The 23,839-nt window shown below is 65.4% G+C and carries 20 protein-coding genes; 13 read left to right on the top strand and 7 right to left on the bottom strand.

The window, feature by feature from the left end; translation table 11 throughout:
• Positions 1-59: 59 nt before the first annotated feature.
• A complete protein-coding gene (locus Q0094_RS01835) occupies positions 60-2,357 on the top strand; it encodes a xanthine dehydrogenase family protein molybdopterin-binding subunit (RefSeq protein ID WP_297614654.1) in 2,298 nt (765 codons plus the stop codon).
• On the top strand, positions 2,344-3,384 hold the full coding sequence (locus Q0094_RS01830; RefSeq protein ID WP_297614652.1) for a DUF2235 domain-containing protein: 1,041 nt from the start codon (positions 2,344-2,346) through the stop codon (positions 3,382-3,384). Before Q0094_RS01835 ends, Q0094_RS01830 begins: the two co-directional genes overlap by 14 nt.
• Here the strand turns inward: Q0094_RS01830 and truA are convergent.
• Positions 3,360-4,127: a tRNA pseudouridine(38-40) synthase TruA gene (gene truA / locus Q0094_RS01825; RefSeq protein ID WP_297614650.1), complete on the bottom strand. Its 768-nt coding sequence runs from the start codon at positions 4,125-4,127 to the stop codon at positions 3,360-3,362. The two genes, Q0094_RS01830 and truA, sit on opposite strands and share 25 nt — an antisense overlap.
• 120 nt (positions 4,128-4,247) lie before the next feature.
• On the opposite strand from truA, the gene Q0094_RS01820 reads away from it, so the two are divergent.
• From Q0094_RS01820 to yghU, 6 genes are all read left to right on the top strand, one after another.
• Entirely contained in the window at positions 4,248-5,660 is a 1,413-nt protein-coding gene (locus Q0094_RS01820) for a YcjX family protein (RefSeq protein WP_297614648.1), read from the top strand.
• Positions 5,661-5,807: 147 nt separating this feature from the next.
• Positions 5,808-6,809, top strand: coding sequence for a YcjF family protein (locus tag Q0094_RS01815; RefSeq protein ID WP_297614646.1), 1,002 nt, complete (start codon positions 5,808-5,810; stop codon positions 6,807-6,809).
• A gap of 64 nt (positions 6,810-6,873) precedes the next feature.
• Positions 6,874-7,794 carry a DMT family transporter gene (locus tag Q0094_RS01810; RefSeq protein ID WP_297614644.1) on the top strand — a complete coding sequence of 307 codons (921 nt, stop codon included), beginning with the start codon at positions 6,874-6,876 and terminating at the stop codon, positions 7,792-7,794.
• Between the two features lie 44 nt (positions 7,795-7,838).
• Entirely contained in the window at positions 7,839-8,552 is a 714-nt protein-coding gene (locus tag Q0094_RS01805; RefSeq protein ID WP_297614642.1) for a VIT1/CCC1 transporter family protein, read from the top strand.
• A 183-nt stretch (positions 8,553-8,735) separates the two neighbouring features.
• Positions 8,736-11,702 (top strand): isoleucine--tRNA ligase, encoded by a 2,967-nt coding sequence (gene ileS / locus Q0094_RS01800; protein ID WP_297614640.1) that lies wholly within the window; start codon positions 8,736-8,738, stop codon positions 11,700-11,702.
• A 111-nt stretch (positions 11,703-11,813) separates the two neighbouring features.
• Entirely contained in the window at positions 11,814-12,683 is an 870-nt protein-coding gene (gene yghU / locus Q0094_RS01795; RefSeq protein ID WP_297614638.1) for a glutathione-dependent disulfide-bond oxidoreductase, read from the top strand.
• Positions 12,684-12,782: 99 nt separating this feature from the next.
• On the opposite strand, the gene Q0094_RS01790 is transcribed toward yghU, so the two are convergent.
• Positions 12,783-13,562 carry a folate-binding protein gene (locus Q0094_RS01790; RefSeq protein WP_297614663.1) on the bottom strand — a complete coding sequence of 260 codons (780 nt, stop codon included), beginning with the start codon at positions 13,560-13,562 and terminating at the stop codon, positions 12,783-12,785.
• Positions 13,563-13,691: 129 nt separating this feature from the next.
• Between Q0094_RS01790 and Q0094_RS01785 the strand changes: the two genes are divergently transcribed.
• Complete coding sequence (locus Q0094_RS01785; protein WP_297614636.1) at positions 13,692-14,888, top strand: aminotransferase class V-fold PLP-dependent enzyme; 1,197 nt, start codon at positions 13,692-13,694, stop codon at positions 14,886-14,888.
• Between the two features lie 7 nt (positions 14,889-14,895).
• Here the strand turns inward: Q0094_RS01785 and Q0094_RS01780 are convergent, their stop codons facing one another.
• Both Q0094_RS01780 and Q0094_RS01775 read right to left on the bottom strand, forming a co-directional pair.
• Complete coding sequence (locus Q0094_RS01780) at positions 14,896-15,282, bottom strand: DUF305 domain-containing protein (RefSeq protein ID WP_297614634.1); 387 nt, start codon at positions 15,280-15,282, stop codon at positions 14,896-14,898.
• A 57-nt stretch (positions 15,283-15,339) separates the two neighbouring features.
• On the bottom strand, positions 15,340-16,455 hold the full coding sequence (locus Q0094_RS01775; RefSeq protein ID WP_297614632.1) for a pyridoxal phosphate-dependent aminotransferase: 1,116 nt from the start codon (positions 16,453-16,455) through the stop codon (positions 15,340-15,342).
• A 152-nt stretch (positions 16,456-16,607) separates the two neighbouring features.
• Here Q0094_RS01775 and Q0094_RS01770 point away from each other — a divergent pair, with 152 nt between their 5' ends.
• The 4 genes from Q0094_RS01770 (at position 16,608) to Q0094_RS01755 (ending at position 20,585) form a co-directional block, all read left to right on the top strand.
• Entirely contained in the window at positions 16,608-17,771 is a 1,164-nt protein-coding gene (locus Q0094_RS01770) for an alpha-hydroxy acid oxidase (protein WP_297614630.1), read from the top strand.
• Between the two features lie 150 nt (positions 17,772-17,921).
• Positions 17,922-18,251 (top strand): hypothetical protein, encoded by a 330-nt coding sequence (locus tag Q0094_RS01765; RefSeq protein ID WP_297614628.1) that lies wholly within the window; start codon positions 17,922-17,924, stop codon positions 18,249-18,251.
• A 73-nt stretch (positions 18,252-18,324) separates the two neighbouring features.
• Positions 18,325-19,854 carry an AAA family ATPase gene (locus Q0094_RS01760; protein ID WP_297614626.1) on the top strand — a complete coding sequence of 510 codons (1,530 nt, stop codon included), beginning with the start codon at positions 18,325-18,327 and terminating at the stop codon, positions 19,852-19,854.
• Positions 19,851-20,585 (top strand): SDR family oxidoreductase, encoded by a 735-nt coding sequence (locus Q0094_RS01755; protein ID WP_297614624.1) that lies wholly within the window; start codon positions 19,851-19,853, stop codon positions 20,583-20,585. Before Q0094_RS01760 ends, Q0094_RS01755 begins: the two co-directional genes overlap by 4 nt.
• 89 nt (positions 20,586-20,674) lie before the next feature.
• Here Q0094_RS01755 and Q0094_RS01750 read toward each other — a convergent pair whose 3' ends face one another.
• The 3 genes from Q0094_RS01750 to Q0094_RS01740 form a co-directional block, all read right to left on the bottom strand.
• Positions 20,675-21,433 (bottom strand): TIGR02186 family protein, encoded by a 759-nt coding sequence (locus Q0094_RS01750; RefSeq protein WP_297614621.1) that lies wholly within the window; start codon positions 21,431-21,433, stop codon positions 20,675-20,677.
• The gene (locus Q0094_RS01745) at positions 21,433-22,359 is read right to left on the bottom strand and encodes a sulfite exporter TauE/SafE family protein (protein WP_297614619.1); all 927 of its coding nucleotides are present in this window, start codon (positions 22,357-22,359) and stop codon (positions 21,433-21,435) included. The genes Q0094_RS01750 and Q0094_RS01745 overlap by 1 nt, the downstream gene beginning before the upstream one ends.
• Before the next feature lie 123 nt (positions 22,360-22,482).
• Positions 22,483-23,652 (bottom strand): type III PLP-dependent enzyme, encoded by a 1,170-nt coding sequence (locus Q0094_RS01740; RefSeq protein WP_297614617.1) that lies wholly within the window; start codon positions 23,650-23,652, stop codon positions 22,483-22,485.
• Between the last annotated feature and the right edge of the window lie 187 nt (positions 23,653-23,839).

Below are 23,839 nucleotides of genomic sequence, written 5' to 3'. Positions count from 1 at the left end.
GCGGGTGTGACGCCTAGACTTGACGCAACACGGAAAACACAGATGCATAGGGTCGCGCCATGAGCAAGTTCGGAACAAGCCAGCCCATCACCCGGCTGGAGGATCGCCGCTTCCTGACCGGGCAGGGCCGCTATGTCGATGATATCGCCCCCGAGGGGTCGCTGGTTGGCTATGTGCTGCGCAGCGCCGAGGCCCATGGCACGATCACCGCGCTCGATGTCGATGCCGCGCGACAGGCGCCCGGTGTGCATCTGGTCCTGACCGCAACCGATCTGGCCCGGGCCGGGCTGACGAACGCCATGCGCTTTTCCGTGGTCAAGACAACCGACGGATCGAAACCCGCCACCCCCGCGCGTCCCGTTCTGGCCGAAGGGCGGGTGCGCTTTGTCGGCGACCCGGTGGCCTTTGTTGTGGCCGACAGCCTGACGCAGGCCAAGGATGCGGCCGAATTGATCGCGCTCGAGATCGACAGCCTGCCCGTCAAGCTGGACCTTGCGCCGGGGGGCGCAACGATCCACCCCGAGGCGCCCGACAATCTGGTCTATGATTTCACCATGGGCGAACTGGACGCGACGCGGGCCGCGCTGGCGGGTGCCGCCCATGTCGTCACCCACACCAGCCACGACAACCGCATCATCGTGGGCAGCCTCGAGCCGCGCGGCTGCTATGCCGAATGGGATGGCGCGCGGTTGCATCTGGCCTTCAACGGGCAAGGCGTCTGGGGCGCCAAGGGCGATCTGATCCTCTGGTTCGGCCTGTCGCCCGAGGCGGTGCGCGTGACCAACCCCGATGTGGGCGGCGGGTTCGGCATGAAGGCGATGGGATATCCCGAGCATTTCCTTGTCGCCCATGCCGCCCGCAGCCTGGGCCGCCCGGTGCGCTGGATGTCGGACCGGACCGAGGCGATGCTGTCGGACAATGCGGGCCGTGATCTCGATGTGACCACCACGCTGGGGTTCGACGCCGATCTGCGGCTGGTGGCGTTTCAGACCGACAGCCTTTCCAACATGGGGGCCTATGTCTCGCAATTCGGCCAGAACATCCAATCCGCGCTCTATTCCAAGGTGCTGACCGGCACCTATGACGTGCAGACCTATCATTTCCGCAATCGCGGCGTCTTTACCAACACCACTCAGGTCGATGCCTATCGCGGCGCGGGCCGCCCCGAGGCGATCTATGCGCTGGAGCGCGCGATGGATTTCGCGGCGCGGCAATTGGGTGTCGATCCGCTGGAGCTACGCCGGCGCAACTTCATCGCACGCGATGCCTTTCCCTATCGCAGCGCCACGGGCGAGCTTTACGATGTGGGCGATTTCCACCGCGTTCTGGCGCGCGCGGCCCATGAGGCCGATCTGACCGGGTTTGACGGGCGCAAGGCCGCATCGATGGCGCAGGGCAAGCTGCGGGGGCTGGGGCTGTGCTACTACATCGAAAGCATTCTGGGCGACCCGGCCGAAACCGCCACGATCGAGATCACCCAGACAGGCGCGCGCGTCTATGTCGGCACCCAGTCGAACGGACAGGGGCATGAAACGGTCTATGCCCAGCTGTTGCATGATCAGACGGGCCTGCCGCTGGATGCGATCGAGATCGTGCAAGGCGACAGCGATCAGATCGGCAATGGCGGCGGCACCGGCGGATCGCGGTCGGTCACCGTGCAGGGCATGGCGATGCGGGCCACGGCCGAGACGCTGATTGCACAGCTTTGTGCCTTTCTCGATCGGGACATGGACCAGACCGACACCATGTTCGATGCCGCAGAGGGCGTGTTCCGCGCGCCGGGGTCCAATGTGGTCGTCACGCTGCTGGAGGCCGCCGCGCGCGCCCACGCCGCCGGACAAAGCGCGCTGACAAAAGCGACCGAAACCCGCACCCTGCCCGGCCGGTCCTATCCCAATGGCTGCCACATCGCGGAAATCGAGATCGACCGCGACACCGGCGCCACCCGCGTCGCGCGCTACACGGTGGTCGATGATTTCGGCAATCTGATGAACCCCCGTCTGGCCGAGGGGCAGGTGCATGGCGGCATCGCGCAGGGCATTGGTCAGGCCATCAGCGAGCATGTCGTCTATGACGAGACGGGCCAGCTTCTGACCGCAAGCTTCATGGATTACGGCATGCCGCGCGCCGATGATGTGCCCTTCATCGCCTTTCATACCGAATCCGTGCCCTCGACCGCCAATCCGCTCGGCATGAAGGGCTGCGGCGAAGCGGGCACGGTGGGCGCGCTGGCCGCTGTCGCCAATGCGGTGCAGGATGCGCTCTGGCCACTGGGGATCCGGCAGGTCGACATGCCCTTCACGCCCGCGCGCGTCTGGTCCTATCTCCAGCAGGGGGAGGCGATTGCCGCTCAGTAGCCGCCTTGGTCGCTGGCTTTCGGGCCGTCACGGCGCGCCGCGCCGCCCGCCCCCCCATCGCGCGCCCGCCACCCATGTGGTGCTGATCGATGGCACCATGTCGACGCTGGCCCATGGGCAGGAAACCAACATCGGCCTGAGCTATCGGCTGTTGCGGGACCTTCCCGAAAGCGCGCCCGTGACGCTCTATTACGAACCGGGCATCCAGTGGCGCGGCTGGCGGCGCGGGGCCGAGGTGATCGCGGGCCGGGGGCTGAACGGCCAGATCGCGCGGGCCTATCTGTTTCTGGCGCGCAATTATCGGCCGGGCGATTGCGTGATGGCGATGGGCTATTCGCGCGGGGCCTTGGCGGTGCAGGCCCTTGTCGGGCTGATCGAACGGCAGGGCCTTTTGCGACCTGCACAGATCACGCCCGAGACACTGGAGCGGGTCCAAAAGCTTGACCGCGACGCGCCCGGCAGCCCGGCGGCCCATGCGCTGAAGGCGGCGCTGTGTCACCCCAGCGTGCCGATCGGGTTTCTGGGCGCCTATGACATGGTGCGCGCGGGGGCGGGGCATGTGCGGGGGTTTTTGCGCGGGGGGCCGACGCCCGGCCCGTCGACACGGATCGCACGGCATGCCTTGGCGCTGGATGAAACCCGCGACGCCTATGCCCCGGTTCTGTGGGAAACGCACCCGGATCAGGTCGTCACGGGCAGTGTGGAGCAAATGTGGTTTCGGGGCAGCCACGGCGATGTCGGCGGCCAGCTTGGCGCATATCGTCGGGCGCGCCCTTTGGCGAACATCCCGCTGGTCTGGATGCTGTCAGAGGCTGAATCCGCAGGCCTGCCGCTGCCGGTGCATTGGCGCCACCGCTTCGTCACCGATGCCCATGCGCCCGGGATCGGGATGAACTCGGGCCTGGGCAAGCTGTTCTGGCTGCGCCACCGCCGCCCGGTGGGAAAGGATCCATCCGAACAGTTTCACCCCAGCGTGGCGGCATCGGCCCGGCAGCGCAGCGGTCAGTCGAACACAGGCCCGGGGTAGCCGACACCGGTCAGAAACAGCCCGTCGGGCGGCGCCACCGGCCCACAGGCCGCACGGTCCGCCGCGCGGAGCGCCGCGCCGACATCCCCGGGCGCCCAGGCCCCGGCGCCCACACGTTCCAGCGTGCCCACGATCGAGCGCACCTGATTGTGCAGAAACGACCGCGCCCGCAGATGAAAGCGGATCTCGCGCCCATGGGGCAAGGCGACGTCTTCGACGCTCACCTCATCGAGGGTCTTGACCGGGCTGGCCGCTTGGCACAGCGCCGCACGAAAGGTGGTGAAATCATGGCGTCCGACCAGATGGCGGGCGGCAACACGCATGGCATCGGCATCCAGATCATGGCGCAGATGCCACGCCTGACCGCGCTGATGGACCAAGGGCGCGCGGCGGCAGATCACGCGATAGGTGTAACGCCGTTCAATGGCCGAAAAGCGCGCGTGCCACGCATCGGGCACCCGCGCACAGGCCACAACGGCCACAGGTGCAGGCTTGAGATGCCAGTTCAGCGCCTCGGACAGGCGAAACGGCGCCCAGTCGCGGGCCATGTCGCAATGGGCCACCTGGCCTGTGGCATGCACGCCCGCATCGGTGCGCCCCGCCGCCGCAACCGCAGGCAGATCAGGCTCAAGCGCGGCCAAGGCCGCCTCCAGCGCGCCCTGGACCGAAGCCTGGCCCGATTGCCGCTGCCATCCCGCAAAGGGGGCGCCGTCATATTCCAGTTTCATCGCATAGCGGGGCATGGCGGCGACATAGGCGCAAAGCCCCCTGCCCGCCAAGGGAAAACACGCGCGCCTTGCCCCTCGCAATGGATGCGCGCGATGCATAGTGTGATACCAAAGCGGCAAATAAGGACGCGGGCCTTGGTCATTGGAACGGTTGCAGACAGTGTGGGCCGCGGGATCGAAAGCGCCGCACAAGGCGTCTCGGCGCTGTTTTTCGAGCCGGTGATCCGGCTTGGCGTCACGGGATTGGCCCGGTCGGGCAAGACGGTCTTCATCACCTCGCTGGTGGCCAATCTGCTTGAGCGCGGGCGCATGCCGGGGCTGGTGGCCGCGGGTTCGGGCCGGATCGAGGCGGCCTATCTGCAACCCCAGCCCGATGACACCGTGCCGCGCTTTGATTTCGAGACACATCTGGCCGCGCTGACGGGACCCGATCCCCATTGGCCCGACAGCACACGCGCGGTATCGGAATTGCGGCTGTCGCTGCGGGTCAGGCCCAAGGGGCTTTTGGCCGGGCTGTCGGGGCCGCGCACCGTGCATCTGGATATCGTGGATTACCCCGGCGAATGGCTTTTGGATCTGGCCTTGCTGGATCAATCCTTTGCCACATGGTCAGATGCGGCGCTGGCTGCGGCCGCCACCCGGCCCGAGGGGGCCGCGTTTTGCAAGACGCTTGCCGATCTGGACCCGCGCACCGCTTTGGATGAGCCCACAGCAGCCGCGCTTGCGCGCGGCTGGACCCGCTACCTTCAGGCCGCGCGCATCGCAGGCTATGCCGATTGCACCCCGGGCCGCTTCCTGTTGCCCGGCGATCTGGACGGCAGCCCGGCCTTGACCTTTGCGCCGCTGCCACAAGGCCCTGCCCCGCGCGGATCGCTGGCGCGCGAATTCGCCCGCCGCTTCGAGGCCTACAAGGCACAGGTGGTCAAGCCGTTTTTCAAGGCGCATTTCGCCCGCATCGACCGGCAGGTCGTGCTGGTCGATGTGCTGGGCGCAATCCATTCCGGGCCCAGCGCGCTGGAGGATCTGCGCCATGCCATGGCGGGCATCCTTGGCGCGTTCAGACCGGGGCGCAAGGGCGGTTTGGCGGGGCTTTTGGGACAAAGGCGGGTAGACCGGATCTTGTTTGCCGCCACCAAGGCCGACCATCTGCACCACAGCCAGCATGACAGGCTGGCCGCGATCATGGCGGCGCTGGTGACCGAGGCACGCCGACGCGCCGATTTTGCGGGCGCAAGGACCCAAGCCATGGCGATCGCCGCCCTCAGGGCCACGGTCGAGGAAAGCCGCCGGGTCGATGGCCAGCCGCGCGATCTGGTGCGCGGGCGTCTGTTGGAAGGCGGCGCGCAAGTGGCGCTGCATCCGGGCGATCTTCCCGAAGATCCGGCGGCCTTGCTGGCGCCCGCACGGGCCGGGGCAAAAGCATGGCTCGATGGCGATTACGGCGTGATGCGGTTTGCCCCGGCGCCACTGTCGCTTAAACCCGGTGATGGCCCGCCCCATATCCGGCTTGACCGCGCGGCCGAGTTTGTGCTGGGGGACAAGCTGTGACAGCGCGACAAGGCAGAGCGACAACCCTGCCCAGTCTGGCTGTTTGGCGGGCTTTGCCCAGTCTGGAGGTTTGGGGGGCTTTGCCCCCCGGCCCCTGCGGCGCCCCTCCGGGGATGTTTCAAGACCACAAAAACAAGGGACGCCGCGATGACTGAGCGCAAGGGACCGGTGCTGATCAAGATCGACAGCCCCGATCCGGTGATGCCGCATGAGGCCCCAAGCCCCCCGGATGCGCCTTTTGCGCAAGGGGGGCCTGCCATGCAGCGGATGGCACGGCTGGGCGCGCGGCGGCCCAACCGCTTGGCGCGGATCTTCTGGGCGGCGGCGGGGGCGCTGATTGCGCTGGTGCTCAGCCTTGCCGCTTGGGATTTCGTGACAGCACTTTTGTCGGCGCGCCCGACACTGGGATGGATCGCGGCAGGTCTGGTGGCGCTGGTCCTGATCACGTTGATCGGGCTTGGCTTGCGCGAATTGGCGGCATTCGCCCGCCTTGGGCGGCTCGATGATCTGCGCCGGGCAACCGAAGGCGCGCTTGCCTCGGGCGAGCTTGCCGCCGCGCGCGCCGTGGTGGACCGGCTGGATGCCGTCTATCGCGGGCGGGCGGAATTGGCGCTGGCGCGTGCCGAACTGGCCGGGCGGCGGCACGAGGTGTTCGAAGCGCAGGCGCTCTTGGCCCTAGCCGAGGCACGGCTGCTGGCACCGCTCGATGGGGCCGCGCGCGCCGAAATCGAGGCAGCCGTGCGGCAGGTGGCAACCGTCACCGCGCTGGTGCCCATCGCGCTGGCAGATGTGGTGGTGGCGCTCAGCGCGAATATCCGCATGATCCGACGCATTGCCGAAATCTATGGCGGGCGTTCGGGCGCCCTTGGGGCTTGGCGACTGCTCAGGGCGGTGCTGACACATCTTGTGGCAACCGGGGCGCTTGCCATCGGCGATGATCTGATCGGGTCGGTGGCGGGGGGGTCGGTTTTGTCCAAGATCTCGCGGCGCTTCGGCGAGGGGGTGGTCAATGCCGCGCTGACCGCCCGCGTGGGCGTGGCCGCGATGGAGGTGTGCCGCCCCATGCCCTTTGGACCGGGACAAAAACCCGGTGTCACGGCACTGTTGCGCCGCGCGCTGACCGGGCTGTTCGGGCAAGCCACAGGCTGAGCGGCGCGTGATGTCGCGGTGACATGCCCGTGACATCCGCGCGCGGCCGGGGCACAGTCACGTCATGACACCACCCCATGCAGATCGGCCACTTCTTGGCATCGTGCTGATGCTGGGCTTTTGTCTGATGATCCCGTTTTCGGATGCGCTGGCAAAGATGCTGGGGGCCGTCTTTCCGCTGCTGCAACTGATCCTTGTGCGTTTCATCGCGCAAGCGGGGCTGTTGCTGCCCTTGGCGATATGGCGCGGCGCGGTGATTTTTCCCTCGGTCCGGGTGGTGCGGCTGGCGGCGCTGCGCAGCATGCTGCAGATCTGCGGCATCGCGATGATGTTCAGCGCGCTCAGGGTCCTGCCTCTGGCCGATGCGGTGGCGATTGCCTTTGTCATGCCCTTCATCATGCTGATCCTTGGGCATCATGTCCTGGGCGAAGAGGTGGGCCCGAGGCGCATGATCGCCTGTTCGGTGGGCTTTGCGGGAACGCTGATGGTGGTGCAACCCAGCTTTGCCGCCGTGGGGTGGCCCGCGCTTTTACCGCTGGGGGTGGCGGTGATCTTTGCCCTTTTCATGTTGGTCACCCGCCAGATCGCCAAGGATATCGACCCCATCGCCCTGCAGGGGCTGGGGGGCATCATCGGCTTGCCGATCCTTGTGCCGCTTTTGCTGTTGCCCCAGATCGGCGCAAACCCGCCGCTGACCGGCTGGATCGCCCCACCGGATCTGGGCGCGCTGTGGCTTTTGGTGGCGCTGGGGATCACCGGATCGCTGGGGCATCTGCTGATGAGTTGGTCATTGCGCTTTGCACCCGCCGCCACATTGGCCCCGATGCAATATCTGGAAATCCCGATGGCAGCGCTGGTGGGTCTGGTGCTTTTCGGCGAATTTCCCGATGGCTTGGCGCTGATGGGCATCGCCGTAACCATCGCGGCGGGGCTCTACATCGTGCTGCGCGAACGCGGATTGAGCCGCAAGGCCGCGCGCGGTTGACCAAACGCAAGGCGCGCGACGGGGCGGCACCCTAGCCTTGGGTCATGGAACACGAACATGGCCACAGCCCGGCCGAGATCGCGGCCCGGATCGGGGCGCCCGCCGGGCGCGGCCATTTGCGCGACATCGTCTATGGCGGCATCGATGGGGCGGTGACGACCTTTGCCATCGTCGCGGGTGTCGCTGGGGCGGGGTTGTCGACGGGGGTGATCCTTGCGCTGGGGGTGGCGAACCTTTTGGCCGACGGGTTTTCGATGGCGGCCGGCAATTATTCCGGCACCAAGGCCGAACGCGACGACACACGGCGGTTGGCCCGGGTCGAACGACGCCAGCTTGCCCTTGACCCACAAGGCGAGCGGCGCGAAATCCGCGAGATCTTGCGCCGAAAGGGTTTGCGCGGCGATGTGCTGGACCGGGCGGCCGACCAGATCGCAAGCGATGAGACAGCGGCCGTGGCCTTGATGCTGACCGATGAATACGGGCTTGCTCCGGTCGAGCCGCGGCCCTTGCGGGCGGCGATGGCGACATTCGGGGCCTTTGTCGCGGCAGGATCGGTGCCGCTTGCGCCCTTTGTTCTGGCGCTACCCGGGGCCTTTGGCCTGGCGGCCGGCATGACATGTGCGGTGTTTTTCGGCATCGGTGCCGCAAAAAGCCTTTGGTCCGAGGCACCGTGGTGGCGGTCGGGGCTGGAAACGCTGGCCATCGGCGGGGCGGCGGCGGGGGTGGCTTATGGGGTTGGCGTGTTTTTCGCGGTTTAGCGCCCCCTTTACCCGGCTGGGGCGCAGGCCTATACCCCCGGGCATGACGCATCACATCGCCATCGTCATTCGAATTACGGGCCCGGCGCTCTGATCCAATGAGCCGCCGGGTTGACAGGTGCTTGAGCCATCGCACCGCCACCGCTATTGCCCCCATGAGCCGACAGATAGGGAGCGCCGGATATGTGCGCCGATACGCCTAACGTTGATTACAAAGACACGCTGAACCTGCCGCGGACCGAGTTTCCGATGCGCGCGGGCTTGCCGCAGCGCGAACCGGGCTGGCTGGCCCGCTGGGAAGCGCTGGGCATCTACGAACGCCTGCGCGAAAAGCAGGGCCGCCCACCCTTTACGCTCCATGACGGCCCCCCCTACGCCAACGGGCATCTTCACATCGGGCATGCGCTGAACAAGATCCTCAAGGACATGGTCGTGCGATCCCAGCAGATGTCGGGCTTTGATGCGCGCTACATCCCGGGTTGGGATTGTCACGGTCTGCCCATCGAATGGAAGATCGAGGAACAGTATCGCGCGGCGGGCAAGAACAAGGACGCGGTCGATGTGGTGGCCTTTCGGCAGGAATGCCGGAAATTCGCCGAAGGCTGGATCGACGTGCAGCGCGCCGAATTCAAGCGACTGGGCATCACCGGCACATGGGACAGGCCCTATCTGACCATGGATTTCCACGCCGAGCGCGTGATCGCGGCGGAATTCATGACCTTTTTGATGAATGGCGCGCTCTATCAGGGATCAAAACCCGTGATGTGGTCGCCCGTCGAAAAGACCGCGCTGGCCGAGGCCGAGGTGGAATATCACGACCGTCAGACCGATGCGGTCTGGGTGCCGTTCCGCGTGGTGCCTGCCAGCGAAAAGATGGCGCTTCTGGATGGCGAGCCCACGGCCTTCAACGACGCGCTGCACATGATGGCGGCAAGCGATCTGGACCGTGCCAAGGTGGTGATCTGGACCACCACGCCCTGGACCCTGCCGCAAAACCGCGCGATCTGTTTCGGGCCCGAGATCGCCTATGGTCTTTATGAGATCACCGGCACACCCAGCGAAAGCTGGGCCAAGACGGGCGATCTGTACCTGATCGCCGACAAGCTGGCCGAGGATGCGCTGGGCGCCATGCGGCTGGAGCCGTCGATGCATCGCCGCCTGCGGGGTGTGACGGCGGGCGAGTTGGCGGCACTGAGCTGTGCCCACCCGCTGCGCGGTGCCGAAGGGGCCAATGGCGAATGGGATTTCGACGTGCCGCTGTTGCCCGGCGATCATGTCACCGATGACGCAGGCACGGGCTTTGTCCATACCGCACCCTCCCATGGCGACGATGATTTCGAAATCGGTCGCAAGCATGGGCTGGCGATGACCTGGAACATCCTCGATGATTCGTCCTTCCGCCCCGATCTGCCGTTTTTCGCGGGCGCTCGGATCATCAAGGAAGATGGCAAGCCCGGCGGCGCCAACAAGGCGGTGATCGACAAGCTGGTCGAATTGGGCGGGCTTCTGGCGCGCCGCCGCATCACGATTTCCGATGCCCATAGCTGGCGGTCCAAAGCACCTGTGATCCGGTTGAACCGCCCGCAATGGTTCGCAGCCATCGACAGGCCGCTGGCGGATGGCAAGGGCCAGTATGGCGACACGATCAGGGCCCGTGCGCTGACCTCGATCGACAAGCTGGTGCAATGGACGCCCCAGACCGGGCGCAACCGGCTGTATTCGATGATCGAGGCGCGGCCCGATTGGGTGCTGTCGCGCCAGCGCGCCTGGGGCGTGCCGCTGACCTGTTTCACGAAAAAGGGTGCGGCACCGACCGACGCCGATTTCCTGCTGCGCGATCCGGCGGTGAACGCCCGTATCCTTGACGCATTCGAGGCGGAAGGCGCGGATGCATGGTATCAACCCGGCGCCAAGGCGCGGTTCCTGGGCGGGCTGCACGACCCCGACGCCTATGAGCAGGTGTTCGACATTCTCGATGTGTGGTTCGACAGCGGCTCAACCCATGCCTTTGTGCTGCGCGACAGGCCCGATGGATCGGCCGACGGCATCGCCGATCTGTACCTCGAAGGCACCGACCAGCACCGTGGCTGGTTCCATTCCTCGATGCTGCAAGCCTGTGGCACCATCGGACGCGCGCCCTATCGGGGTGTGCTGACGCATGGCTTCACGCTGGATGAAAAGGGCATGAAAATGTCCAAATCCATCGGCAACACCGTCGCCCCGCAAGAGGTGATCGACCAGTATGGCGCCGATATCTTGCGGCTTTGGGTGGCGCAGTCCGACTATACCGTCGATCTGCGCATCGGGCCCGAGATCCTCAAAGGCGTGGCCGACAGCTACCGCCGCCTGCGCAACACGATGCGCTTTCTCTTGGGCTCGCTTGGGGATGTCACGGCAGCCGACCGGGTCGCACCCGAACAGATGCCCGATTTGGAACGCTGGGTCTTGCACCGGCTTTCGGAACTGGATGACATCGTGCGCAAAGGTTACGCCTCCTACGATTTCCAGGGTGTTTTCCAGGCGCTGTTCAACTTTGCCACCACGGATCTGTCAGCCTTTTATTTCGACATCCGCAAGGACGCGCTCTATTGCGACGGCGACACGCCCCGCCGCCGCGCCGCGCGCACCGTGCTGGAGATGGTGTTTGAGCGGCTGACGACATGGCTTGCCCCGGTGCTGGTCTTTACCATGGAGGAGGTCTGGCTGGAACGGCATCCGGGCGATGGATCCAGCGTGCATCTTCAGGATTTCCCGGAAACCCCGGCGGGTTGGCGCGATGCGGCGCTGGCGGCGAAATGGGCCGACATCCGGCGCGTGCGTCGCATCGTGACCGCCGCATTGGAAATCCAGCGGCAAGACAAGGTCATCGGCGCAAGCCTCGAGGCAGCGCCGATCTTGCAGGTGGCCGACCCCGCACTGGCCGAGACGCTTCAGGGCCTCGACATGGCCGATCTGTGCATCACCAGCGATCTGCATGTGGTGACGACGGAGCCCCAGACGGATGCCTTCCGCCTCGACGATCCGGGCATCGGCGTGGTGTTTCAAAAGGCCCAGGGCGAGAAATGCCAGCGCTGCTGGAAAATCCTTCCCGATGTAGGCCAGCACAGCCATCCGGGCGTCTGCGGGCGCTGCGACAGCGCGCTTGGCTAGGTCAAGGGGGGCGGCCCAAAGCCGCCCTTCGCATGTTCGCACAAAGCCTTGCGCCTTGGGATTGCGGCGCGGGCGCGTTAGCTTGTTCTCACAGATGCGCAGGAGGCTCCAATGTCAGAACCCGAAACCTATACACCCCCCAAGGTCTGGGTCTGGGACAAGGAAAACGGCGGCAAATGGGCCGGGCTGAACCGCCCCATCGCGGGGGCAACCCATGACAAGGATCTGCCTGTGGGCAGCCATCCGTTCCAGCTTTACTCCATGGGCACGCCCAACGGGGTCAAGGTCACGGTGATGTTCGAGGAACTTCTGGCTGCCGGGCATGATGCCGAATATGACGCGTGGCTCATCCGGATCGGCAATGGCGATCAATTCGGCTCGGGCTTTGTGGCGGTGAACCCCAATTCCAAGATCCCGGCGCTACTCGACCGCTCGGGCGGGCATCCCGTGCGGGTGTTTGAATCCGGTGCGATCCTGTTGCATCTGGCCGAAAAATTCGGCGCTTTTCTGGGCCGCCCCGAAGACCGCCCAGAACTGCTTTCGTGGCTGATGTGGCAGATGGGCAGCGCGCCCTATCTGGGGGGTGGGTTCGGGCATTTCTATGCCTATGCACCCTTTCCGATGGAATACCCGATCAACCGCTTCGCGATGGAGACCAAGCGCCAGATGGATGTGCTGAACCGCCATCTGGACGGGCGCGACTGGGTGCTGGGCGATCAGATGAGCATTGCCGATATCGCGATCTGCCCGTGGTATGGGCGGCTGGCCTTGGGTGAAGCCTATGATGCGGGCGAATTCCTGTCGGTGCAGGACTACCCCAATGTCATTGCTTGGGCCGAACGGTTTTTTGCACGACCGGCTGTCGCGCGCGGGCGGATGGTGAACCGCACCTTCGGGCCGCCCGAATTGCAATTGTGGGAACGCCACGACGCCCGCGATTTCGACACACAGACACAAGACAAGCTTCAGCCCAAGGGCTGAAGCCGGGGCGAAAAACCCGGGTTTTTCGCCCGGGAAAACTCGAGTTTTCCCGGGCGTTTTCCTTGAGGAAAACGCCCCTCCCTTACTTCCAAAATCAGATCAATCCACAGACTTATCCACAGAAAACGGTGGATTCCATATCACTTTTGCATCATCAGCCCACATCTCGCCTTCTGCACGGTCAAAGCGCAGATGGGCGATGGCCTGCCCGCCAGATTGCGTGAACAAGGCCCCCACAGCCTTGTCGCCCGCCATGATCTCGGTGCCGGGGGCGGCCCTGCCCTCGACGGAGACGGTGACCAGACCCTTGCGCAATTCGGTCTTGTGCTTCATGCGCGCCGTCACCTCCTGACCGACATAACAGCCCTTGCGATGATCGACGCCGCCCATCCGGTCAAATCCGCATTCCAGGATGTAGCTCTCATCGGGGATCAACTCGATGCCTGCCTCGGGGATGCAGGCGGCAACGCGCAGCGCATCCCAATCGGTCACAGGCGCATCCCCCGCCATCCCGTAGCCGCGCCAGCCAAGGCTGGGGTGGCGCGGATCGGCAAAGGCCCCCTCGGGCGCGTCGCCCACGCCACGCACGACCGGCAGCGCGCTGTCTTCGATCGTCACATCGGCGCGCAGCCGATACATCATCAGACGCCGCGCCAGACCCCCGGCCAGATCGGCCTTCACATCAAGCAAGATGTCTTCGCCGCGATTGAGCAAGAAGAAATCCGCCAGATATTTCCCCTGCGGGCTCAGCAGCGCGCTGTAGCGCAGCCCCTCGCCCGGTGCGCCCACGTCGCGGGTGACCAGACCATGCAGGAACTTCACCCGATCCGCACCGGTGATCGTCAACACCACGCGATCTGTCGCCTGTTCGCCCTGCATCATCGCCTCCCGCTGTGTCATAGCCCAGAGCTAATGCTTATGGGCGCCCGCGCCAAGCGCGGCGGTGTGATTGACCCTGCCCAAGGCGCGCTTTACCACTGGCGCAACCGTGTCAAAGGATTACCCCCCATGAGCCTTGCCAATGGCCGTCACTACCTTGCCATCCCCGGCCCCTCGGTGATGCCCGACCGGGTGTTGCAGGCGATGCATCGTCCCGCGCCCAATATCTACACCGGCGAACTGGTCGACCTGACCCACAGCCTTGTGCCCGATCTGAAAGCCATCGCGCGCACCCGGCACCATGTGGCGATGTATATCGCCAATGGCCACGGTGCATGGGAGGCCGCGCTGGCCAACACGCTGTCGCGGGGCGATCACATCTTGATCCTTGCCACCGGGCGATTCTGCATTGGCTGGGGCGAGATGGCGCGCGCGATGGGGGTCAGCTGCGATGTGATCGATTTTGGCCAGCGGGCCGATATCGACATGGCGCGCGTGGCCGAGGCGCTGGCCGCTGACACCGCGCATCGCATCAAGGCCGTGCTGGCGGTGCAGGTCGATACCTCGACCAGCGTGCGCAATGATATCCCCGCGCTGCGCGCCACATTGGACGCGGCCGGGCATCCGGCGCTGTTGTTTTCCGACAATATCGCCTGTCTGGCCTGCGACGCGTTCCACATGGATGATTGGGGCGTCGATGTGATGGTGACGGGCAGCCAGAAGGGGCTGATGACACCCCCGGGCATGGCTTTCGTGTTTTTCAACGACAAGGCGGACCGCGCGCGCGAGACCGCGGATCTGGCGACATCCTATTGGGACTGGCGGCCGCGCATGGCGCCCGATGAATATTACAAGTTCTTCAACGGCACAGCCCCCACCCATCACCTCTACGGACTGCGCGAAGCGCTCGACATGATCGCGGAGGAGGGGCTGGACACTGTCTGGCACCGCCACGCCACGCTGGCGCGCGCGGTCTGGGCGGCGCTGGAGACATGGGGTCAAGCGGGGCCCGTCCGCCCCAACATCGCCGACCCGGCCAAGCGCAGCCATGCGGTGACGACCGCCAATTTCGGCCCCGGCAACGGCTTGCGCTTGCGCGACTGGATGACGGCCAATGCAGGCGTCACGCTGGGCATCCCGCTGGGCGGGGTCGAGGGGGCGGATGGCCGCAAAGAGGATTTCCTGCGCATCGGCCATATGGGGCATGTGAACGCCCATATGGTCTTGGGCGTTCTGGCCAATCTTCAGGCCGGCATGGCCGCGCTGCAGATTCCGCATGGGTCAGGCGGGCTTGACGCCGCCGTGCGCGTCATCGCCGAAGGCTAGGGCGCGCTCAGAACCCGTTGCGCGCCAGCCAGTCGCGCATCCACGCGATCTCGGTTTCCTGGGCGGCGATGATCTGTTGGGCGAGTTCGCGCACCTCTGCGTCGGCGCCATGTTCGAGAACGACACGGGCCATGGCCACCGCCCCTTCGTGATGGGGGATCATGCCGCGGATGAAATCGGCGTCCGCATTGCCGCTATAGGCAATGTCCATGTCGCGGTGCATCGCGTCATTGACCGCACGAAACGCATCTTCCGCGGGTCCGCTCGAGGCGGTGGGCATGGCATGGCCGGCATGGCCGCCATGCTGGGAATGATCCATCTGGGCCAAGGCGACGGTGGCGCCCAGTGCGATCAGGGCGGCTGTGGCAAAGATCTGTTTTGCGGAGCGTATCATGCGGCTATCCTTCTGAAAGGTCCAAGCCTTCCAGCCTTCCAGCAGATGGAAGGCAACTCACGAAACGGTGAGCGCGGCCTCGGCCAAGGCCAGCGGCAAGGCGGCGGCAAAGGCCGCCAGATCGGCGGATGTGCCGGCCGAAACGCGGATGCAGCGGTCCTGCGGCGGGGTAAAGGGCATGCGCACGAACACCCCGCGCGCCACCAGCCCCGTCAGAACCGCCCGCGCAAACGCGCCGTCACGACCGCAATCGATGGTCACGAAATTCGTCGCCGACGGCAGCGGCGTCAGCCCGTGGTCGCGCGCGATGGCCGCGATGACATCACGCGCGGCGGCGATGCGGGCGACGGTCGCGCGCAGATGATCCTGGTCGCCCAGCGCGGCCAAAGCGCCGGCCTGCGCGACGCGGCCCATCCCGAAATGATGGCGGATCTTGTTGAAGGCATGGGCAAAATCGGCATGCGCCAAGCCATATCCCACGCGCAGCCCGGCAAGGCCATAGGCCTTGGAAAAGGTCCGCAGCCGAATGACGCGCGGATGGGTCATGTCGAGCGGCGGGATGACACCCACGGGTGCGGTGTCGGAATAGGCCTCGTCCAGCGCCAGCACCGCGCCTGCGGGCAGGGCATCGATCATCGCCTGCACGCTGGCGGCATCGTGCCAACTGCCCATCGGATTGTCGGGATTGGCGAGATAGATCAGTTTCGCGTCAACCTCTGCCGCCTTGGCCAAGAGCGCATCGGGGTCCTCATGATCGCCGCGATAAGCCACCTTGTGCAGCGCGCCGCCAAAGCCCGTCACATGGTAGTTGAAGGTCGGATAGGCCCCGTCCGAGGTGACGACCCCGTCGCCCGGCCCGATCAGCAGCCGCACCAGATAGCCCAAAAGCCCGTCGATCCCTTCGCCGACCACGACATTGGCAGGGCTCACGCCATGATGGGACGCGATTGCCCGGCGCAGATCGAACAGCTCCGGGTCGCCATACATCCACGCCTCGGCGGCGGCGGCCTGCATGGCGGCGACAGCGCGGGGGCTGGGGCCGAACACGCTTTCATTGGCGCCCATCCGCGCCACAAAGGGCGCGCCGCGCGCCCGTTCCTGTGCCTCGGGGCCCACAAAGGGCACCGAGGCGGGCAAGCTGTCGACAAGGGGGGTGTAACGCGGCTGGGTCATGCCCGATCTGAAAGCGGAAATTCCGACCCCGCGCAAGGCCCCTGCTGGAGGTGCCGCAACTGACGCATTGCCCAGCCGCCCCGGGATTGGTAGCAAATCCTGACCAATCCGGCCCGGCACCGGATCAGCCTCGTGGAAGGGAGCCCCGCGTCATGCCCGTGATCACCGAGATCGAAGACCTCAAGCGGATCTACAAGCGCCGCGTGCCCAAGATGTTCTACGATTACGCCGAAACCGGCAGCTGGACCCAGCAGACCTTTGCCGACAACTGTTCCGATTTCGACGAGATCCGCCTGCGCCAGCGCGTGGCGGTGGACATGGCGGGCCGATCGACCGCATCGCGGATGGCGGGGCAGGATGTGGCCATGCCGGTGGCGCTGGCGCCGGTCGGCCTGTGCGGCATGCAATCGGCCGATGGTGAGATCAAGGCCGCGCGCGCAGCAGAAAAGTTCGGTGTGCCCTTTACGCTGTCCACCATGTCGATCTGTTCGATCGAGGATGTGGCCAGCCACACCACCAAGCCCTTCTGGTTTCAGGTCTATACGCTCAAGGACGACGACTTCATGAAGCGGCTCTTTGCGCGGGCCAAGGATGCGAATTGCTCTGCGCTGGTGATCACGGTCGATCTTCAGATCATGGGCCAGCGGCACAAGGATCTGAAGAACGGCCTGTCCGCCCCGCCCAAGCTGACGCCCAGATCGATCCTCAACCTTGCGACCAAGGTGCCATGGGGTCTTGAGATGCTGCAGACCAAGCGCCGCTTTTTCGGCAATATCGTGGGCCATGCCAAGGGCGTGACCGATCCCACATCGCTGGGCAGCTGGACCGCCGAAGCCTTTGACCCCTCGCTTGATTGGGAGCGCATCAGGCAATTCCGCAGCTGGTGGGACGGCCCCGTGATCCTCAAGGGCATTCTCGACCCCGAGGATGCGAAAAAGGCACTGGCCGTGGGGGCCGATGCCATCGTGGTGTCCAATCATGGCGGCCGCCAGCTTGACGGGGCGCTGTCATCCATTCGCATGCTGCCCCAGATCATGGATGCGGTGGGCGACAAGATCGAGGTGCATCTCGACAGCGGCATCCGCTCGGGGCAAGACGTGCTCAAGGCGCTGGCCCTTGGGGCGAAGGGCACGATGATCGGGCGGGCCTTTGTCTATGGCTTGGGTGCGATGGGCGAGGCGGGCGTGACCCGCGCGTTGCAAGTGATCCACAAGGAACTTGACACCACCATGGCGCTGTGTGGCGAACGCAAGGTGGCCGATCTGGGGCGCCATAACCTGCTTTTGCCCAAGGATTTCTCGACCCGCTGGGCGTGATCGCGCGCGGTGGCCGCCAGCAGGCATTAACCAATTGACTAAAATTGGATGGTTCTCGCGGGGGGGTGCCCTTATCGTTGGTGTGTAGAATCCGACGGCGCAAAAGCCCCCTTGCGGGAGAATCCCGGTCAAACGACCCAAGGAACCGGGATGACCCAGGATGATGACACCAACGCGCTGTTTCAGCGTGTGCTTGAGGCGCTGACACGCGCCGGGGGCAATGAAACCAAGCTCCTGGCGCTTTTGACCGAGCTTCCCGATGGCACCCGTGCCACAGCGCTGATCCGGGCCTTGCTGATCGCGGATGCCAGCCTGCGCGCCACCTTTGCGGCAAGCGCGATCGCCCAACGCGACAGCGCCGCCATCGGGCGCGCCGCGCTGGTTCTGGCGGAATGCGCCGACCGGATCGAAGCCGAGATGCCCGCTCACCGCCAGCCTGTGCGTTTGGGTGAATTGGTTCTGGCCCGCAGATCCGGTTGACCGCAAGCTCTGGAAGGGGCTCGGGGGCGTTTGCCCCTCGCGCCCGCCGGATGCGCGCGGTAGGGTTGCCGGCATGAGCGTGACCGCACCCGCCATCGCCTTTTCCGATGATCAGGCCCAAGCCCATGACCGCATCGCCGAGGCGCTGCGCGGCATCGGTGTGGACCTCGACAACGAGACCCTCACCCCCGCCGCCGAGGGCCCGGCCCGCGTCATGGCAGTGGTGGGCAAGGCGGGTTCGGGAAAGACGCTGCTGCTGGCCGAACTGGTGCGCGTGCTGAAAGCGACCGGTATCGACATCGTGTCGGGCGACTGGGAAGGGCGCAGGCGCAAGGATCGGCGCACCCTTGCGGTGCTGGCCCCCACCAACAAGGCCGCCAGCGTTCTGCGCGGTCGCGGCGTGCCGGCCACCACGATCCACCGGGTTCTTTACACCCCCGTCTATGACCCGGAATACGAGAAAGTCGCCGAATGGCTGGCCGGCCAAGGCGAACGGCCCGTGATCGCCGCGCTCAGCGATGCCGCGATGGACCGCGCCAAACAGGTCTATGACGCCACCACATCCGTGCCCGCAGCCCTTGCATCGGCGGGGTTGCGGGGGTCTGATTTCATCACCGGCTGGAAGCGCCGCGAAGATCCGCTTGATATCGGCTTGATCGACGAATCCTCGATGCTCGATGACCGCCAGTTCGACGATCTGCGCGAGATCTTTCCCTTTCTCGTGCTGTTTGGCGACCCGGCCCAGCTGGCCCCTGTGAACCAATCGGGCCAGATGGTCTTTGACAAGATCACGGGCGATGATCGGCTCGATCTGGCGCGGATCCACCGCCAGGAGGCGGGCAATCCGATCCTCGATCTGGCCCATGCCCTGGCCGATCCCGATCTGAGCTTCGAAGGGTTCGAGCGCATGGTCGAAGACGCCGCCCGCAGCGATCCGCGCGTCGAGATCGCGGGCCGCGCCGATGCCGATCTGATGGCGCGCAGCCCGGTGCTGGTCTGGCGCAACGCCACGCGCATCCGGCTGATCACCGCGTTCCGCGCCGCCCATGGCGCGCCCGAGGATCAGTTGATCCCGGGCGAGCCGCTGATCTGTGACGGCATAGAATTGCCCCTGAAACATCGCAAGCGGCGCATCGATCTTGAGGCGCGCGGCCTGATCAAGGGCGCGCCGGTCATCTATCTGGGCCCCGGATCGCGCCCCGGCTTTTCGCGCCTGCATGTGCTGGGTGCTGAAAGCCCGCGCTTTTCGGCGGCCTCGATCATCAAGATCGAAAAGCCCGACGAAGAGGAACCGTTCCTGCCCTATGCCGCCCGCATGGGTGCCGCTTTCTTGCATGGCGCGGCGGTGACGATCCACAAGGCGCAAGGCAGCCAATGGAACGCGGTGCAGGTCTTTGCCCCCGATCTTTATGCCGCCGCACGCGCGGGCCGGATGGAAGCGGGACAGGCGCTGTGGAAGCGGCTGGCCTATGTCGCCATCACGCGCGCCGAAGACAAGCTGATCTGGGTTACCCGCTATGCGCTGGCCCGCCCCAAGGAACCGCTTGGCATCGACGATCTGCCGGCGCCCAAAACCACCCTGAGCCTGGAGGCCGAGGAATGACACAGACGATCATCGTGACAGGCGCCAGTTCGGGCATCGGGCACGCGGTGGCCGAACGCATGCTGGCAGCAGGCTGGACCGTGGGCCTGGCCGCGCGGCGCGCCGACCGGCTGGCCGCGATCGCCGCCCCCCATGGTGCGCGCGCCGTTGTGTTGCCGCTTGATGTCAGCGATGCCGATGCGGTGGCCGACCGCTTTGCCGGGTTTGCCAGAGATCACGGCCGACTGGATGTCTTGTTCAACAATGCAGGCATCTTTACCCCCACAGCCCCGCTCGATGAAATCGACCCGGCCGACTGGCGCCGCGCGGTCGAGGTCAACCTGACCGGCATGTTCCTGTGCGCGCGCGCGGCCTTTGGCCTGATGCGCCGTCAAGCGCCACAGGGCGGGCGCATCATCAACAATGGCTCGGTTTCGGCGCATGTGCCGCGCGCGGGTGCCGCCCCTTATACGGCAACCAAACACGCCATCACCGGGCTGACCAAACAGATCGCGCTCGATGGCCGCCCCTTTGACATCGCAGGCAGCCAGATCGACATCGGCAATGCCGAAACCGACCTTTTGCGCGATGCCGCCCAACAGGCCATGGCGCGCGGCGATGCGCCGCCCCATGTGATGGATGTGGCCCATGTGGCCGATTGTGTGCATCACATGGCCAGCTTGCCGCTGTCGGCCAACATCCTGTTTCAGACCGTGATGGCGACGAAAATGCCTTTTGTGGGCCGGGGCTGAGGCTGTGGCTGCGTCTGTGCGGCAGCAAGCGTCATCAGCCAGCGCCGGGCGGTCAGACCCGCTGAACAAGCGGCGATGGGAACAACCCCTCAGCGCCTGATGGCGCGAAACAGGGCCGAGGCCATCCAACCCGCCGCAATGGCGATGAACAGCGACAAAAGCCCGTAGACCAGGGGCCGCTCATGGGCGAGGGTGTAGATCATCCGCTCCAAGCCCACTTTGCGCACCGGGATCGTCTGCTCATAGACATCCACCACCGCCCCCCCCCGGGTCAGGAAGATGCGCGTGACATATTCGCCTTCGGTCAGGTTGGCGGGCAGCCGGATGGAGGTGTCAAACAAGGTCTGCTCGCGAAACCGCACGGCGCCTTCGGTCAGCTGATAGGCCGCATCCTGTGTGCGGATGCGAATCAGCGCAGCATTGAACACATCCTGATCGGTCCGACCGGTGCCCACTGCGCGGATCGCACGCGCCAAGGTGATGCGATGGCGCAGATCCTCGGTCTGGCTCAGGATGGCGTCCAAGGGTCCGGTGCTGGAGACCGCATAAAAGGTTGGCGCCTCGTTGATCCGCGTGGCATCGGTGTTCACCCAGATGCCAAATCGGCGCTCCTTGCGCCGCACGGTCACCGCGCGGCTGGGGCCTTGGACGGTGACGATCACCTCCATCGGCGCGCTGCCCGGAGGCGGTTCTTCCCGGCGGACCGCGCCATAGATCAAGATCTCGGAGCCCGCGAAATTCGTGGTGATGGAAATCGCCTCCTGGCTCAGGCCCGCCACCACCTGCTCGGCCTTGAGCGGTGTGGCCAGCGCAAGGGCGACAGCGACAAGGCCCAGCACCCGCAGCATCAGTGCCCGGCCCCGTCAAACGCGATGCCATAAAGCTCGGCCGGCATGACCAGCAGGTCAAAGGCCAGCTTGCCGCAAACCGCCAGAACCATCACGGCCAGCAAGATGCGCAGCTGTTCGGCCTTGAGCTTGACGCCGATGGCCGCCCCGATCTGTGCCCCGATCACGCCCCCCACCAAAAGCAGCACCGCCAGCACCATGTCAACGGTGTAATTGGTCGTGGCATGCAACAAGGTGGCAATTCCGGTGACAAAGATGATCTGGAACAGCGAGGTGCCCACCACCACCTTGGTCGGCATGCCCAGCAGATAGATCATCGCAGGCACCATGATGAACCCGCCGCCCACCCCCATGATCGCGGCCAAAAGCCCGACAAACACGCCGACCGCAATCGGCGGGATCACCGAGATATAAAGCCCCGAGGTCCGAAACCGCATCTTGAAGGGCAGCTTGTCCATCCAGGTGCGATGGCGGCGCACAGGCGTGGCCACCCCGCCCGACGCACGCGCCCGCCGGATCGCGCGCAGGCTTTCGAAAAACATCAGCGTGCCGATGATGCCCAGAAACACGACATAGCACAGCTTGACCAGCAGATCGACCTGACCGATGGCGGTCAGCGCGGCAAACACCTGCACCCCGATGGCCGCCCCGACGACGCCCCCCAGCATCAAGACCGTGCCCATCCTCAGATCGACGGTCTTGCGCTTGAGATGGGCCAGAACCCCGGAAAACGACGAGGCGACGATCTGATTGGCCTCGGTCGCCACGGCGACGGCGGGGGGGATGCCGATGAAAAACAACAGCGGCGTCATCAGAAACCCGCCGCCCACCCCGAACATGCCCGACAAGATGCCGACGATGCCGCCAAGCCCAAGCAGCAGAAAGGCGTTCACGCTGACTTCGGCGATGGGCAGATAGATTTGCATGACAGTGCGGCCAGTTGCCCTGTGTTCACGCCAGCCTTAGCGCGCGAACTGCGCCAAGGCCAGACGTGACATAAACCGCCCGCCTGCGACGGATCAAAACAGGCGGACGGCGCAAGCGCGGTATCAGATCACCATCACGTCCAGCGGCGGAAAGCCGTTGAAGCCAACCGATGCGTAAGACGAGGTATAGGCCCCGCAATTGCGGATGATCACCTTGTCGCCCGCCCTGAGCGCCAAGGGCAACGACACCGGGCGCTTTTCATAAAGCACATCCGCGCTGTCGCAAGACGGGCCTGCCAGAATGCAGGGGCCCGTGGCTTCGCCATCATGGGGCGTGATGAATTGGTAGCGGATCGCCTCATCCATGGTTTCGGCAAGGCCCGAAAACTTGCCGATATCCAGATAGACCCAGCGATGCAGATCATCCTCGGACTTTTTGGCCACCAACAACACCTCGGCCGCGATCATGCCGGCCTCGGCGACCATGCCGCGACCGGGTTCCGCCATGATGCGGATGCCTGCGGGAAAGCGCGCGTTGACTTGCGCCATCACCGCTGCGGCATAAGCCGTCGGGTGCGGGATCGCGTCGCCATAGAAGGCCGGGAAACCACCGCCGATGTTGAGCACATCAAGATCAAAGCCCGCGTCGGTGGCTGCATCCCAGACCGCCGCCACCTGATCAAGCGTATCAGACCACATCGCCGGATCGCGCGTTTGCGAGCCGACATGAAAGCTGACCCCAGCCGGACGCAGGCCCAGACCGCGCGCTTGCGCCATGAGCTTGAGCGCGGTGTCGCGCGTCGTGCCGAACTTGCGCGTCAGCGGCCAATCGGCGCCCGACGCTTCGACCAGCAGGCGGATATAGACCGACGCGCCCGGCGCATGGGCGGCGATCTTGGCGATTTCCTCGGCCGCATCGGCGGCAAACAGCGTGATGCCCGCGCGGTGCGCAAAGGCGATGTCGGCGGCACGCTTGATGGTGTTGCCGTAGGAAATCGTGTCGGGCTGTGCGCCTTTGCTCAGGCACAGTTCAATCTCGCCCCGCGACGCGGCGTCGAATTTGGAGCCAAGCGCGACCAGCCGCTCGATGATCTCGGGGGCGGGGTTGGCCTTGACGGCATAATGGATGTCGGCTGCGCCCAAACCCTCGGCCAGCGCGCGATACTGCGTCTCGACGCGGTCGATCTCGATCACCAGCGTCGGGCGATCAAAACGGTTGGAGGCGATGAAGCCTTCGAGGCGGGCCGAAGGAATAGGAAAAGAGGCCGAGAAATCGGCGAACGTAGCGGTCATGGTCATCTCCGACAGACAGAGGGCCGAATGAGGCCCGCAAACTTCCAAGGGAGACGTTACCGTCGCTACGTAACTGCGATGGTTATGCCGGCAGGCCGGAGTACCACCCGTGACAGAGGCGCGTGCGTTGGCGTCTTGGGCCGGGCATATGCGGCTGTTTCCCCCCCCATGCAAGATAATTTTTTGC

The organism is uncultured Roseicyclus sp. (assembly GCF_937892565.1).
GTDB lineage: Bacteria > Pseudomonadota > Alphaproteobacteria > Rhodobacterales > Rhodobacteraceae > Roseicyclus.
Note: the sequence above shows the minus strand (reverse complement) of the source record. Positions and strands in the feature narration are given on the sequence as shown.